The sequence below is a fragment of the Streptomyces sp. NPDC033270 genome (assembly GCF_055576575.1).
On sequence record NZ_JBVIRA010000007.1, the window covers coordinates 188,858 to 203,394 of the forward strand.

At 74.0% G+C, this 14,537-nt stretch carries 11 protein-coding genes; 4 read left to right on the plus strand and 7 right to left on the minus strand.

Translation table 11 applies throughout. The features are described from left to right. Window positions 1-110: 110 nt before the first annotated feature. Entirely contained in the window at window positions 111-1,367 is a 1,257-nt protein-coding gene (locus ACZ5XZ_RS13585; RefSeq protein WP_468977353.1) for a Cmx/CmrA family chloramphenicol efflux MFS transporter, read from the minus strand. A 67-nt stretch (window positions 1,368-1,434) separates the two neighbouring features. Next, complete coding sequence (locus ACZ5XZ_RS13590; RefSeq protein ID WP_468977354.1) at window positions 1,435-2,136, minus strand: HD domain-containing protein; 702 nt, start codon at window positions 2,134-2,136, stop codon at window positions 1,435-1,437. A gap of 127 nt (window positions 2,137-2,263) precedes the next feature. Here ACZ5XZ_RS13590 and ACZ5XZ_RS13595 point away from each other — a divergent pair, with 127 nt between their 5' ends. Beyond that, window positions 2,264-2,992, plus strand: coding sequence for a copper homeostasis protein CutC (locus ACZ5XZ_RS13595; RefSeq protein ID WP_468977356.1), 729 nt, complete (start codon window positions 2,264-2,266; stop codon window positions 2,990-2,992). 34 nt (window positions 2,993-3,026) lie between these two features. Here the strand turns inward: ACZ5XZ_RS13595 and ACZ5XZ_RS13600 are convergent, their stop codons facing one another. Continuing rightward, window positions 3,027-4,292, minus strand: a complete 1,266-nt coding sequence (locus tag ACZ5XZ_RS13600; RefSeq protein ID WP_468977359.1) for an MFS transporter — start codon at window positions 4,290-4,292, stop codon at window positions 3,027-3,029. Between the two features lie 210 nt (window positions 4,293-4,502). On the opposite strand from ACZ5XZ_RS13600, the gene ACZ5XZ_RS13605 reads away from it, so the two are divergent. Then, on the plus strand, window positions 4,503-4,874 hold the full coding sequence (locus ACZ5XZ_RS13605; RefSeq protein ID WP_468977360.1) for an ArsR/SmtB family transcription factor: 372 nt from the start codon (window positions 4,503-4,505) through the stop codon (window positions 4,872-4,874). 32 nt (window positions 4,875-4,906) lie between these two features. Here ACZ5XZ_RS13605 and ACZ5XZ_RS13610 read toward each other — a convergent pair whose 3' ends face one another. Then, window positions 4,907-7,015 carry a HelD family protein gene (locus ACZ5XZ_RS13610; protein WP_468977361.1) on the minus strand — a complete coding sequence of 703 codons (2,109 nt, stop codon included), beginning with the start codon at window positions 7,013-7,015 and terminating at the stop codon, window positions 4,907-4,909. Between the two features lie 293 nt (window positions 7,016-7,308). Here ACZ5XZ_RS13610 and ACZ5XZ_RS13615 point away from each other — a divergent pair, with 293 nt between their 5' ends. Both ACZ5XZ_RS13615 and ACZ5XZ_RS13620 read left to right on the plus strand, forming a co-directional pair. Further along, entirely contained in the window at window positions 7,309-7,518 is a 210-nt protein-coding gene (locus tag ACZ5XZ_RS13615; RefSeq protein ID WP_468977363.1) for a hypothetical protein, read from the plus strand. 321 nt (window positions 7,519-7,839) lie between these two features. Next, entirely contained in the window at window positions 7,840-9,090 is a 1,251-nt protein-coding gene (locus ACZ5XZ_RS13620) for a glycosyltransferase 87 family protein (RefSeq protein ID WP_468977365.1), read from the plus strand. A 198-nt stretch (window positions 9,091-9,288) separates the two neighbouring features. On the opposite strand, the gene ACZ5XZ_RS13625 is transcribed toward ACZ5XZ_RS13620, so the two are convergent. The 3 genes from ACZ5XZ_RS13625 to ACZ5XZ_RS13635 form a co-directional block, all read right to left on the minus strand. Beyond that, window positions 9,289-10,938 carry a DNA repair helicase XPB gene (locus ACZ5XZ_RS13625; protein WP_468977368.1) on the minus strand — a complete coding sequence of 550 codons (1,650 nt, stop codon included), beginning with the start codon at window positions 10,936-10,938 and terminating at the stop codon, window positions 9,289-9,291. 291 nt (window positions 10,939-11,229) lie between these two features. Beyond that, entirely contained in the window at window positions 11,230-11,586 is a 357-nt protein-coding gene (locus tag ACZ5XZ_RS13630; RefSeq protein ID WP_468977370.1) for a helix-turn-helix domain-containing protein, read from the minus strand. A gap of 375 nt (window positions 11,587-11,961) precedes the next feature. Next, window positions 11,962-14,487, minus strand: a complete 2,526-nt coding sequence (locus tag ACZ5XZ_RS13635) for a helicase-associated domain-containing protein (RefSeq protein ID WP_468977371.1) — start codon at window positions 14,485-14,487, stop codon at window positions 11,962-11,964. Window positions 14,488-14,537 lie beyond the last annotated feature (50 nt).

A 14,537-nucleotide genomic window follows, 5' to 3' on the forward strand; every position in this document is an offset into this window, starting at 1 on the left:
GGGCCATGGGGGCGCCCCCCCCCGGCCCGGATCGGCGCTGGCCGGCCCGGCCCGGACCAGCGGTAATGCTCGCCCCGGCCCGGCTCAGCGCCGTTCGCCCCGGCTCCGGATCAGCGCTGTTCGGCGGCCTCCGGCAGGGGAGCCGCCGCCTTCGGCGATCCGGCGACGACGAGCCGGGAGCGGCTGGTCGAGCGGTGCAGGCGGAAGGCGAGGGCGGTGGTGACGACGGCGACCGCCGCCAGCGCCGCGCCGGTCCAGGCCACGGACGGGTAGCCCCAGTGGGCGCTGATGGCCAGGCCGCCGAGCCAGGGGCCGAGGGTGTTGCCGATGTTGAACGCGGCGGTGGTGGTCGCGCCGGCCAGCGTCGGTGCGGCGTTCGCCACGTTGAACATCCGGGCGTTGAGGGCCGGGGCCGTGGTGAACGCGGTCACCCCGAGCATCAGGGAGAGCGCGACGGCGGCGAACGGGCTGTGCGCGGTCAGTGCCAGGAGGGCGAGTACGACGGTGGAGGCGGAGATGCCGCCGAAGATCGTGCCGAACAGATGCGCGTCGGCGATCCGGCCGCCGATGAACGTACCGATCAGCGCGCCGACGCCGAAGAGGGCGAGCACCGTGGGCACCCAGCTCTCGGCGAGGCCGGCGGTGTCGGTCAGCAGCGGTGAGAGGTAGGAGAAGAGCGCGAAGACCGCGGCGCCGTTCATGGCCGTGGCGATCAGCGCCAGCCACACCTGCTTGTCCTTGTAGATGGTCAGCTCGCGGCGCAGCTGCGGGCGGTCGTCGCCGGTGGGCACGGCCGTACGCGGTACCAGCGCCACCACCCCGACCAGGCCGATCGCGGCGAGTACGGCCACCGCCCAGAACGCGGCGCGCCATCCGGCGTGCTGGCCCAGGAGCGCGCCGGCCGGGACGCCGGCGATGTTGGCGATGCTCAGGCCGCCGACCATCACGGCCATCGCGCGGGCCCGCGCGGTCACCGGCACCAGTGACACGGCGACGGCCGCGCCGACCGCCCAGAAGCCGGCGCAGGCCAGCGCGCTGACGACGCGCGAGGCGAAGAGGATTCCGTAGGACGGTGCCAGCGCGCCGGCCACCTGGCCGAGGCCGAAGACCGCCAGCAGCGCGATCAGCGTCGTGCGGCGGGGCAGGCGGAGTGTGGCCGCGGCGAGCACCGGGGCGCCGACCACCATGCCGATCGCGAAGGCGGAGACCAGCAGTCCGGCCTGCGGGATGGAGACGTCCAGGTCGCGGGCGAGCGGCTGGAGGATGCCGGAGAGCATGAACTCGGACGTGCCGAGCGCGAAGACGGACAGGCCGAGGACGTACACGGCGATGGGCAGGCGGGCGCGGTCGGATGGTGGTGCTGGCATGTCAGCTACTAACAGGGGTAGGACGGCGGGCATTCCCGGCGGTGGCGTAAGGGGCGTGAGAGGTCGCTCACCCGGCGCCCAGGAGGTCCAGTTCGGTGGCCAGGTTGCGACGCGCCAGGTGCTCGAAGCGGTCGTAGCCCTGCGGGGTGCGGAACAGGACGGGCAGGGCGAGGAGTTGGCGCAGTACGGCGGAGCGCCCGGCGGCGAAGTCGGGGTCGGGCACGAAGGCGTACTCGGCGCGGACCGCCGCGGCGTAGGCCGCGTAGGCGTCGGGTGAGCCGCCGAGCACCGCGAGATCGGCGTCGCACAGCACCTCGCCGTCGGGGTCGTCGGGTGCCGGGTCGTGGGTGGTGGTGAGCCGCACCAGGCGGGCGACCTCCGCGGTGCGGGCCGCGCCGATGCCCAGCTCGGGCAGTGCGCGTTCGGCGAGGGCGGCGCTGCGCTCCTCGTTCTCGGAGCGGTCCGGCCGGTAGACCGCGTCGTGGAACCACGCCGCCAGCTGGACGACGGGCAGGTCGTCGGCGTGTGAGGCCAGTTCGTCGATGCGCTTCAGGACCGCGGCCAGGTGCTCGACGGTGTGGTAGTGGCGCTGCGGTTCGCTCCACCGGGCAAGGAGGTTGTCCGCGTACGGGCCGGGGTCCGGGGCCGGTGTGTCGGCGGGCGCCGCGGACTTCCGGCCGTCGCGGGCCGCGGTGACGGTGGTGGCCCAGCGCCGGCGCAGTTCCTCCAGCAGGGCGGTGGTGTCGGCCGTACGGGGCGCGGGGGTCATGGGAATCATTGTGCCGGAGCGCCGGTCAGGCCGTACGCTGGGATATTGGACTAGACCTGTTGTCCGATGTGGGCTTCCCCGGCGCCGGGCCCCGCCCGCCGCGCCGTCATCGAAGGAATGGGGTCATATGAGCAAGCGCGCGCTCCTGGAGGTGATCGCCCTCGGGCCGCAGGACGCGGTCGCCGCCCAGGCCGGCGGTGCCGACCGGCTGGAACTCGTCGCCGACATGGCGGCCGACGGGCTCACGCCCTCCCTGGCCACCTTCGCGGCGGTCCGGGCGGCCGTCGACATCCCGCTGCGGGTGATGCTGCGGGCCGCCGACGGGTTCGCGGCCGGTGACCTTGAGGCGCTGTGCGAGCGGGCGGCGGCGCTGCGGGCCGAGGGTGCGCGGGAGTTCGTCCTGGGGTTCCTCACGCCGGACGGGCGGGTGGATCTCGACGCGGTGGCGGCGCTGGCCGAGGTCGTCGACGGCTGCCGCTGGACCTTCCACCGGGCCCTGGACCGGGCCGCCGACCGGGACGCGCTGCGCAAGGAGCTGGCGGGCACGGCGGGTGCCGCCGGGCTCGACACGTATCTGACGGCCGGTGACGCCGGCGGCGTCGAGACGGGGCTGCCGGTGCTGCTGGCGGAGCAGGCGCGTACGGCGGCGGGCGAGCCCGGGTACGCGCCGCGGATCCTGGTCGGCGGCGGGCTCGGGCTCGGCCATCTGCCGGCGCTGCGCGCGGCCGGCCTGGACGCGTTCCACATCGGGGGCGCCGCCCGGCCCGCCGGCTGGTCCGCGCCGGTGGACGCGGCGGCGGTACGGCGGTGGCGGGAGGCGCTGGACCGGGTGGTGGTGCCGGGCGGCGGCCTCTAGGACGTGTCCCTGGGGGCGGCGCCGGCCTTACGGGTCAGCGGCGGCCGGCGCCCTGGACGGCGGCGGTGTCGCTCTGCGGGGCGGCGGTGTCGCCGTCGGCGGAGGTGCCCTTGAGTGTCGCGGCCCGTGGGCCGTCGCCCTCGTCCGTCCCCTTTGCCCCCTTTGCCGACCGTCGCGTCGTGACGGCCGACAGGACCACGACGACCAGGGTCAGCGCCGTCGAGGCGAGCGGGAACCAGCGGGCGCCGAGGACGGTGAGGGCGAGGCTGCCGACGCCGCCCGCGGCGGCTATGCCCAGGTAGAGGGCGCTGCTGTTGAGGGAGATCAGCAGCGGCGTGTTGGGCGGGTCGATGGAGGCCAGGCGGTGCGGCAGTGCGACCGCGACGGCCCAGGCGGCGAGCGGGGAGACGGCGGAGTAGAGCAGCGCGCCGGGCATCGTGCCGGAGAGCCAGGGCAGCGCGAGGAAGGCCGCCGCGACCGCGCCGCCGCCGGTCAGCAGCACCGCGCGGGTGCCCAGCCGGTCGACGGCCCGGCCGCCCAGCCAGTTGCCCGCGACCGAGGCGACGCCGGCGACCAGCATGATCAGGCTGAGCCGGCCCGCGTCGCCGCCGGTGGCGGAGCTCACCGCCGCACCGAGGTAGATGTAGACCACGTTGAGGGCGAGGAAGAACACCAGGGTGGTGGCCGCGGCCTCCAGGACGCGGCGGTTGCGCAGCGGGGCGAGGCGGGTGCGCAGGTCGGGGGCCGCGGTCGGGGCCGGGAGGCCGCGCAGCAGGAGGGCGAGGCCGAGGAACGCCGCGGCACCCAGGGCGACCACCAGCCACATGGTCAGCCGCCAGTCCGTACGGCCGAGGTAGGTGCCCAGCGGGACGCCGAGCGCGGTGGCCACGGTCATGCCGCCGAGGACGGTGGCCAGCGCGCGGCCGCGGCGCTCCGGCGGCACCAGGGTGGTGGCGACGGCGTTCGCGGTCGGGGTGTAGAGCGCGGCGCCGGCCGCGGCGAGCACCCGGGTGGCGAGCAGGACCGGGTAGTTGGGCGCGAGGGCGCTGAGCGCGTTGGCGAGGGTGAAGACGGTGAGCGCGGTCAGCAGCACCCGGCGGCGCGGCCACCGGGCGGCGGCGGTCGCGAGGACCGGGGCGAGCACGGCGTAGGACAGCGCGAAGACGGTGACCATCTGGCCGGCCGCGGGGACGGAGATGTCCAGGTCGTGGGCGACGAGGCCGAGGATGCCGGCGGTCACCATGGAATCGGTGCCGACGGCGAAGGTGCCGAGGGCGAGCAGAAGCAGACGCAGACGCACGGGTGTCCTTCCCGGTACGGGTGGCGGGGCAGGCGGACGAGTAAGTTTGATGTGCGTCAAACAATAGAGATTGTTGGATGTATGTCAAACAACTTCGGGAAACGGATCGGGAAATAGAGTGGGCCGGGTGAGACCGGGTGAGACCGGGACCGGGTGGAACCGAGGCCGGATGGGACCGGGGAAGTGGCGGAAGGAAGGCGCGGCGCCGTGGTGAGTGACGTCGATGCGGATGACGGCGAGGGCACGCTGCTGGAGCAGCCGGAGACCGCCGACATCCAGCTGGTGAAGGTGCTGCACGCGCTCGGGGACCCGACGCGGCTGCATCTGCTGCGGATCTACGCGAGCGGGCGGCAGTACGACTGCTCGTCGGAGCGGCTGGGGCTCGCGCACCTGCACAAGTCGACCGTCTCGCACCACATGCGGATCATGCGCGAGGCCGGGCTGACCAGTACGCGGGTCGTGGGGCGCAACCGCTATGTGCAGCTGCGCCGAGCCGACCTCGACGCGCGGTTCCCCGGCTTCCTGGAGGGACTGCTGACGTCCCTCCAGGGGGAGGAGATCCAGGGTGTGACCATTCCCTAGGGCCTTTCCGACCGCGACCCATCGGACAGGCCCTAGGCCTCGGACGCGCCCCGAGCCGTGCCCGACGCCGCTTCGTCGTCGGCCAGTTGCTCCGGAAGCGGGGCCGCGTGGACCACCGTCAGGCCGGACACCGGCCGGGTCAGGCACACGTACAGGCGGCGCAGACCGGTCCGCTCGTCCGGTTCGCCGTCGACGATCGCGGCCGGCTCGTCCAGCACCACGTAGTCGTACTCCAGGCCCTTGGCGAGCGTGGCGGGCACCAGCGTCAGCCGGGCGGCGGCCGAGGTCTCCTGACCGGGGGACAGGCACGTCACCCCCGCCGCCTCCAGGGCCGCGCGGAGCGGCGGGATACGCGCCTCCGCGGCGATCAGGCCGATCGAGCCCTCCTTGGCCAGGGCGTCCTCGCAGGCCGCGAGGGTCGCGGCGACCAGGTCCGCCGCCTCGACCCGGCGGATCTCGAAGTCGCCCGCCGACTCGCGGATCGAGGTGGCCTCCGTCAGGTCGGGGGCGATGGCGGGCAGCAGCCGGGACGCGTACCCGATGACCTCGCGCGGTACGCGGAAGCCCTGGGTGAGCTCCTCGACGGCCGCGCCGGGCTTGCCCAGATGGAACAGGGCCTCCTCCCAGGTGTCGGTGGCCCACGGGGTGGTCCCCTGGGCGATGTCGCCGAGGACGGTCGCCGAGCCCGTCGTGCAGCGGCGGCCGACCGCGCGGTACTGCATGGGGGAGAGGTCCTGCGCCTCGTCCAGGACGACATGGCCGAGCGAGGGGGTGCGCGTGATCAGATCCCTCGCCTCGTCGATCAGCACCGCGTCCGCGGCGGACCACCGGGCGCCCTTCACGCTCCGGGCCGGCTTGGCCCACAGGATCGTCTTCTGCTCCTCCGGCGAGAGGATCCCCTCGGCCTGCTCGGCGAGGAACTCGGCGTCACCCAGCAGCCGCAGCACCAGCTTCGCCGGATCGACCGGCGGCCAGACCGCCTTGACCGTGGCCTTCACGGCGGCGTTGCGGGCCACCGCGTCCTGCACCCGGTCGTCCGGGGCCTCGCCGGCCTGCTCCATACGGACCAGGACGGCGTGCGCGATCCGCTGGGGCAGCGCCTCGCGGGCCGCGCCGTAGCGGATGTCACGCTCCGTCAACTCCCGTACGATCTCTTCCAGTTCGTACGCCGGTACGCGCCAGCGGCGGGAGCCGCGCACGACCACGCAGGGCTCCTCGGGCATCGTGATGTGCGAACGGAGGGCCCGCCGCAGGACCTCGGCCATCCGCGCGTCGCCCTTGACCGTCGCGGCGGCCGCCTCGTCGGTGCCGCGCACCTCCACATGCCCCACCAGGTCGTCGACCGTGGCCTGCGCGACCTCCAGCTCGCCCAGCGCCGGCAGGACCTGCTCGATGTAGTGCAGGAAGGAGCGGTTGGGGCCGATGACGAGGGTGCCGGAGCGGGCCAGCCGCTCGCGGTGCGCGTACAGCAGGTAGGCGACACGGTGCAGGCCGACGGCGGTCTTTCCGGTGCCCGGCGCGCCCTGGACGCAGACCGAGCCGCCGATGCCGGCGCGCACGATCTCGTCCTGCTCGGGCTGGATCGTGGCGACGATGTCCCGCATCGGGCCGACGCGCGGACGCTCGATCTCCGACTGCAGAAGCCGGCTGGTCCGGGCCGCCTCCTCCGGGTCGGTGAGGTGCTCGTCCTCGTACGCGGTCAACTCGCCGCCCGTGTAACCGAATCGGCGGCGCAGTTCCAGGTCCATCGGGTCCTTCTTGGAGGCCCGGTAGAACGGCTGGGAGACGGGGGCGCGCCAGTCGATGACCATCGGGTCGCCGTCGGCGTCGTGGACGTGCCGCCGGCCGATGTAGAAGTTCTCCCCCGCGGCGCCCTCGGCGAGGTCGAGGCCCGGTGCGTGGAGGTAGTCCAGGCGGCCGAAGAACAGTGAAGTGTGGGAGAGGTCGGCGAGCGCCTTGATACGGGCGTCGATCTCCCCCTGGAGCACCTCGGCGTTGACCCAGTTCGCGGTGACGTCGGCGATGTTCAGCGCCTCGGCGTCCGCGCGCATGGCGCGCAGTGCGTCCCGGGAGGCGGCGAGGTGGTCCTTTTCGCGCTGCAGGGGGTCTTGGGGTGAGGATTGGGGGGCGTGCGAGGGCACGGCGTTGCCTCCGGGGGCGGGTCAGCGGCGTGAAGCGAAGGGCCGGCCGGTTTCCGACCGGACGGCGGCACTCCTCGGCGGGAGGCAGGCAGACGCGGGAGTGTAGTTCAGCCTCCGCGGACGGTGCCAACGGATTTTCTCCGGTACCGCGGCGGCCGTACCCGTGGGGGACGACCCTGACGGACATCGGTCTGCCGTAGGGGGTGGGATGGGCCTGGAGGCTGACGGAAAACCCGTGCGGGATGGGCCTATGGACCGATGTGCTGCAATCGGGTGAATCCCATCATGGAGGCATGAGCAGCGCAGCGATTCCACCAGCCGCCGTCCCACCCACCGCACTCCAGCCCGCCAGAGGCGCGACAGCCCTCGGCATCGGCTCCGCCGCCGGCGCGGCGGTCGCCCCCGGCCATCGCCATCTCGTCGGCAACGCCCTCCGCGCGATCAAGGTCTTCGCCGCAGCGGCCTTCAGCGTCGCCGTCCTGGGCGAGTACGCGGACGACTGACCCGCCCCGGCCGCCGCCCCGTGTGCCGGGGACGCCCAGTGCGGCGGGGACGCCAAGTGCGCCGCCGTGCACAGAGCGAGCGCGTATCGACTCGTCTACGGGGCCGACTCCGGGCCGACTCCGCGTCGACTCCGCCCGGCCACCCAGATGACCGGAAACCGTTACAGAAGGTCGGCCTCGATCCACTAGCGTCGCCGCAGGGCGTGCTCAGGGCGACAGAGCGCGCGCTCAGGGCGACGACGAGGGGGTCACAGGGTGTCTTCCGCCGACGGGACACGGACGTGGAGACGCACCTGGAGACGGACTTGGGCCCTGGGCACCATGAGCCCCCGCCGGCTGATACCCGCGGCCGCGCTGTTCGTGGTGTCGTTCGCCGGACTGTGGGTGCTCTACCAACTCCAGCCGATGCCGATGTCCGACATCGCCGTCTACCGCGCCGAGGGGGAGGCCGCCGCGACCGGCGGTGATCTCTACGGCTTCACGGTCACCCAGTGGGATCTGCCCGCCACCTACCCGCCCTTCGCCGCCCTGCTCTTCATCCCCACGACCTGGCTCTCCCTGGGCACCCTCAAGATCGCAGCCGTGGTCGTCAACGCGGCGCTGCTCGCCCTGCTGATCCACCTCTCCTGCAAGGCCGCCGGCCTGCGCAAGGCCGCGCACAGCGCGCCCACCCTCCTGACCGTCACCGCACTGGGCCTCTGGCTGGAGCCGGTCTTCCAGACCTTCGTCTTCGGCCAGGTCAACCTCGCCCTGGCCTGCCTGGTGCTGTGGGACCTCTCCCGCCCGGACGGCGCGCGCTTCAAGGGCTTGGCCACCGGCCTCGCGGCGGGCATCAAGCTCACCCCCGCGATCTTCGCGGTCTACCTCCTGATCACCGGCCGGGTGAAGGCCGCCTGCACCGCCCTCACCGGTTTCCTGCTCTCGGCGCTGCTGGGCTGGCTGGTGCTGCCCGACGCCAGCGTCGAGTTCTGGACGCGGCGGATGTTCGAGACCGGGCGGGTCGGCAAGGTGTGGATCGTCGACAACCAGTCGCTCCAGGGGCTGATCAGCCGCGTGCTGCACGATCCCGAGCCGGGCCTGCTGTGGGCGGTGCCGGCGGTGCTGACCGCGGCGGCCGGGCTCGCGGTGGCCCGCCGCGTCCACCGGCGGCGCGGCCTTGACGCCTGGGGCGTGCTGTGTACGTCCGTCACGGCGCTGCTGGTGTCGCCGATCAGCTGGTCCCACCACTGGGTCTGGTGCGTGCCCCTGCTCATCGCGCTCGCCGCCCACACCCGGCGCAGTCGCCCGCGCCGTGCGCTGCTGGCCGCCGTCACGCTCGCCTTCACCGTCCGCACGATGTGGATCGTGCCGCACACCGGCGACCTCGACCTGCGCCTGCCCTGGTGGCATCAGCCGCTGGCGGCCCCCTACCCGCTGCTGGGTCTCGCGCTGCTGGCGACGGTCGTCTGGTGGACACGGCAGCCGGCCGACGCGGCCGGCACCCCGGGCGCTCCCGGCGGCGACATCCCCGTACCGAGGACCGTCGGGACCGCCGGGACCGGCCAGGAACTGCCGACCCGGACCCGGAGGTGATGCGGCGTGCCGGTGGTACCTACGGGGGGTACCTAGGGGCGGCATCTAGGGGGTGGGGGAACAGATCCCGTAGGGGATGCGAGGGCCCCCTGCGGGGCCACAACGTGGCGGGGCGGGGCTTTATTTCGCTCAGCGCGGGGGCGTGGCATCCGCCCCCGCAGGCGCGCCCCCGTACAGGGGCGGCCCCCTACCTCACCGTCACACGTCCTCGTCGGCCGCCAGCAGCTCGTCCGCGTCGACGATCCGGTACGCGTACCCCTGCTCGGCCAGGAAGCGCTGGCGGTGCGCCGCGAAGTCCTGGTCGATGGTGTCGCGTGCGACGACCGAGTAGAACCGCGCCTCGTGCCCGTCCGCCTTGGGGCGCAGCACCCGGCCCAGTCGCTGGGCCTCCTCCTGGCGTGAGCCGAAGGTGCCCGACACCTGGATCGCCACCGTCGCCTCGGGAAGGTCGATGGAGAAGTTCGCGACCTTCGAGACGACGAGCACCGAGATCTCGCCCTGCCGGAACGCGTCGAAGAGCTTCTCGCGCTGCGCGTTGCTGGTCTCGCCCTTGATCACGGGCGCGTCCAGATGCTCGCCCAGCTCGTCCAGCTGGTCGATGTACTGCCCGATGACCAGGGTCTGCTCGCCCTGGTGCCGGCGGACCAGCGACTCGGTCACGAACTGCTTGCTGGCGGTGGTCGCACAGAAGCGGTACTTCTCCTCGGTCTCGGCGGTCGCATACGCCAGCCGCTCCGACTCGGTCAGATTGACCCGCACCTCGACGCAGTCGGCCGGGGCGATATAGCCCTGCGCCTCGATCTCCTTCCACGGCGCGTCGAACCGCTTCGGCCCGATGAGCGAGAAGACATCCGACTCCCGGCCGTCCTCCCGTACGAGCGTCGCGGTCAGGCCCAGCCGCCGCCGCGCCTGGAGGTCGGCGGTGAACTTGAAGACCGGCGCGGGCAGCAGGTGCACCTCGTCGTAGACGATCAGACCCCAGTCGCGGGAGTCGAACAGCTCCAGATGCGGGTAGACGCCCTTCCGCTTGGTGGTCAGCACCTGGTACGTCGCGATGGTGACCGGCCGGATCTCCTTCCGCGTCCCGCTGTACTCGCCGATCTCGTCCTCGGTCAGCGAGGTCCGCTTGACCAGCTCGTGCTTCCACTGCCGGGCCGAGACCGTGTTCGTCACCAGGATCAGCGTGGTGGCCTTCGCCTGCGCCATCGCACCGGCGCCCACCAGCGTCTTACCCGCGCCGCACGGCAGGACGACCACGCCCGAGCCACCGTGCCAGAAGCCCTCGACGGCGTGCTGCTGATACGGCCGCAGCGCCCAGCCGTCCTCGCGCAGCTCGATCGGATGCGCCTCACCGTCGACGTAGCCGGCCAGGTCCTCGGCCGGCCAGCCGAGCTTGAGCAGCGTCTGCTTGATCTGCCCGCGCTCGGAGGGGTGCACCACCACACTGTCCGGGTCGATCCGCGCCCCCACCAGCGGCTGCACCTTCTTCGACCGCAGGATCTCCTCCAGCACCGGGCGGTCGGTGCAGGTCAGCACCAGCCCGTGAGCCGGGTGCTTGACCAGCGTCAGCCGCCCGTAGCGCGACATCGTCTCCGCGATGTCGACGAGCAGCGCATGCGGCACCGGGTACCGCGAGAACTGCACCAGTGCGTCCACGACCTGCTCGGCGTCGTGCCCGGCGGCCCGCGCGTTCCACAGTCCCAGCGGCGTCACCCGGTAGGTATGGATGTGCTCCGGCGCCCGCTCCAGCTCGGCGAACGGCGCGATGGCCCGCCGGCAGGCGTCGGCCAGCTCATGGTCCACCTCCAGAAGCAGCGTCTTGTCGCTCTGGACGATCAGGCAGGACACACATACCTCCACGGATAGGTCGCCTGGTGACAAGTGAAACACCCCGGGCGTCCGTTCCGGCCCGGGATCTGCCCCGGACCTGGCACCGGAAGGGCGTCCCGGCCGGCGCGCCGGGCATGCGCGCAGCCCTCCATCCTCGCCTATCGCGGCGGACCGGGGAAGGCGCTTGCCCGCGAAGTGGCAGCGGCCGCCCGTGCGGTACTGCGCGCGGCGCGATGGCGAGGGCGGCCGGGCGCGGCGGGCCTCGGCAGCTGACGCGATCTTGTGCGGCCCGTCGGGCTGAGAGTTACCTCACAGCTTCGCGTGCCCTGTCGAAGGGGGGCCATCGGCGAGGGAGGGCAGGGCCCTGTGCGGGGAGGAGGCCGGTGTGGCTGCGGCCGCGCCGGCCAGGGCGCGGGCCCGGGAGAGGGCGGCGTCCGGCGCGCGCAGGACCGCGTGGAGCAGTTCGACGGTCTTGAGGGGGGCGGTAGAGGGGTGGTGGGGGTTGAGGTAGCGGGAGAGGGTGGTCTGGTCGATGCCCAGCCGCCCGGCGAGGGACTGCTGGGTGGGCTTGGGGCGGCCGTCGCGGGCCGATGACTCCCACCATGTCCTGAGCAGTTCGGCCAGCGCCCGTCCCGCCTCCCGGTCCGAGCTGGTTGGTCCCGTCATGCGTCCCCCCGGGGCTTTTGAAGTCTGCGCTTGAGTCTGTACCTGCGCATGCACCTGCATCTGCGCCTGCGCCGATACCTGCACCTGCGTCTGAGCCTGTACCTGCGCCTGAGCCTGGCAGGTCGTGGGGAAGTCCCCTGCCGTCGCCGCGTGGTTGAGGGGCGCGGCCGGTCGGGCGCCGCGCCTTCCCCTCCACGCCGCGAGCCCTGGCCAAGGGCTGCTCCGGCCTGCGCGGATCGGCGGCCGGGGCGTCCAACAGGCCCGTGCGGCAAGGAGAACGAGGGGAATGAATATGCCTCTGGCATATTCATCCGTTCGGGTGTGTTCGGGTGTGTACGGTTCGGTGGCCTCCGGCCGGTGCCCGCCGGCCGGCTGTCAGACCGCGTCGTCCGCCAGCTCCGCCACGCCCGTGATCCGGTGCAGCGGATACGTGCGGACCTCGTCGGAGGTGTGGTCGTAGGCCGTCACGAAGCCGCCCTCCACCCGTACGGGGGCGATCACCCGCTGGCTGGCGGCGCCGTCGGCGTTGACGTAGCCGATCCACAGGGCCGAGTTGGTCAGCACCGCGGCCTGCATGGTGGCCAGGGTCTCGGCGGACGTGGTGCGGGGGAGGGCGCCGGGGGTCGGGGCCGGTGCGCGTACCGGCTTGCGTTCCGCGGTGGCGGCCAGATCGCCGGCGCGGATGGCGCGTACCGCCGCCTCGAGGAGGGTGTGGTCGGGGGACGGCGGGCCGTCGGGGACCGGTGCGGGGGCGCTGCGCGGTGCGGTGCGGTAGGAGTCGGCGCGGGCGATCAGGACGTCGCCGGCCGCGGACTCGGCGGCCGGCGCGTAGCCCATCGCCCGCAGTCCGTCCAGGAGTTGGTCGGGGGCGGTCTGGGCGGCGAGCACGGTCGGGGCGAGGCGGCGCAGCCGCAGCGGGGCGGCGCGGCGGTCGGCGAGGATCTCCGACAGCAGCGCGTCGTCGTCGCAGCGCACGTACGCGGCGGCCGCGCCGATCCGCAACTGGCCGTGCCTGCGGGCCACATCGTCGATGAGGTAGGCGAGCGGCTGGGGGACCGGTGTCCGGGAGTGGGCGTGCAGGAACTCCTGGAGTTCGGCGGCGGAGCGGCCGGCGTCCAGGGCGCGGCGTACCGAGCCGGGAGTGAAGCGGTAGACCGTCGCACCGCCCTTGGACTCGATGTCGGCCAGTACGCCGAGCGCCTCGGCGAGCGGGCGGCGCAGCGGGCCGGGGGCGACGGCGGTCAGGTCCGCCTGCAGCAGGACGTGGTCGAGCGGCTCGGGCAGGAGGGGGGCGAGCAGGGCCGCGGCGCGGGACGCGGCGGCGCCGGTCTCGGCCGGGGAGGGCGGGACGGCGGCTTCCTGGGGGCCGCCGCCCGCGGCGCCGATCAGCGCCCGCCCGTGGGTGGCGAGCGCGCCCCGTCCCGTCACGCCGAGCAACTCGGCCTCGGACAGGGCCCATTGGGCCAGACGCGTGCGGAGGTCGTCTCCGGGGGAGGGCGCGGCGGGGGACCCGTCGCCGGACGCGGCCGCCGCGTCCTGGCCCGCGGCGGCTCCCGCGCCCCGCAGGGGACGCTCCCACCGCAGCCGGGACAGCACCGCCGTCGCCGGTGCGGAGGTGCCCGCCGGCAGGCCGGCCAGGAGCCCGAGCGCGCGGCGGCGGACCTCGGGCGCCGCGGAGCGGTCCAGGTTCGGGCCGAGGGCGGCGAGCGCCCGGCCCTTGGCGTCGGCGGTGCCGACCACGCCCGGGGCGCGGGTCGCCGGCAGCCAGCCGGCCGCCAGCACCGCCCAGCGCTCGTGATCGGGCAGCTCCAGCCACTCCTCGGCCGCCGGGGTCGCCGCGTACCGCTCGTCGGCCTCGCCGTCGGAGGCGATCAGCCCGGCCGCGTAGGCGAGTTCGAGCCAGAAGGCGGCGAGCTGCTCGGTGGTGTCCAGGGCGACGGCGGTCCGCTTGAGGTCGCGCACGCTCAGGCCCCCGGCGCGCAGGACGGGCGGTCCGCCCAGGTCCCACTCCTTGAGCAGCTCCTCGACGGTCGCCAGCGCCGTGAACGCCTGGCTGGCGGCGGCGCTGTCCACAAGCTGTGGATCGCGCTCCGTCGTCGGCGTCAGCGCCGGCGGCACCGGCTCCGGGGCGCGGTGCGCGCGTCCGCCGCGCAGATGCAGTGCCGCCTCCCTGGGCAGCACGACGTTGCGGCCGCCCGCCGGGATCAGCAGGCCCCGGTCGAGCAGCCACTGCAGATGGGGGGCCGGCCGGTCGGTGACACCGCCGTAGGGAGGGCCCCACAGCAGCTTGTCGAGGACGGCGACGGACTCGGCGGGCGCGGTGTCCAGCAGCGCCGCCATACCGGCGCGGTCGGAAAAGAGCGAGGTGAGCGCGGCCACCGCGGAGACCGGATCGTGGGTGGCGGGCAGGCCGGCCGCGGCGATGATCTCCTGGAGCCGGCCCGGCGACATCCCGGCGGTGGCCTCGGCGACGGTCGGGCCCAGGCCGGTCGGCGAGGGGTGCGCGGGGCTCGGCGTGAGCAGTTCACGCGCCGTACGCACCAGCCGCAGCCGGTCGTCCGGCCCCCACACCAGCGCCTGTGCGCGCAGCTCGGCCACCGCCCGGGGCAGCTCGGCCGCGACCGCCTCGTCCCCGGCGTCCCCGCCCATCAGCGCGCCCAGCGTGCCGTACGGACACGGGTCGGGCGCCACCGCCAGCGCCTCGGCGGTCTGCAGCGCGAACCGGTCGAGCCGCTCCACCGCGCGGACCACCGACGCCCGCGTCCCGGCCCGGGTCGCCAGCTGGGTGACATCGCCCGGCACCGGATTGAGCAGGTCGGGCCGCGCCCGCAGCAGCCCGATGAGCCCGCTGTCGGTGCGGGTCCGGAGCTCCTCGGCCAGGGTGCGCGGCGTGTCGGTCATTCGTCCTACGTTAGCGGGGCCGGGGATGCGGGGGCAGTCAGCGGCGGTAC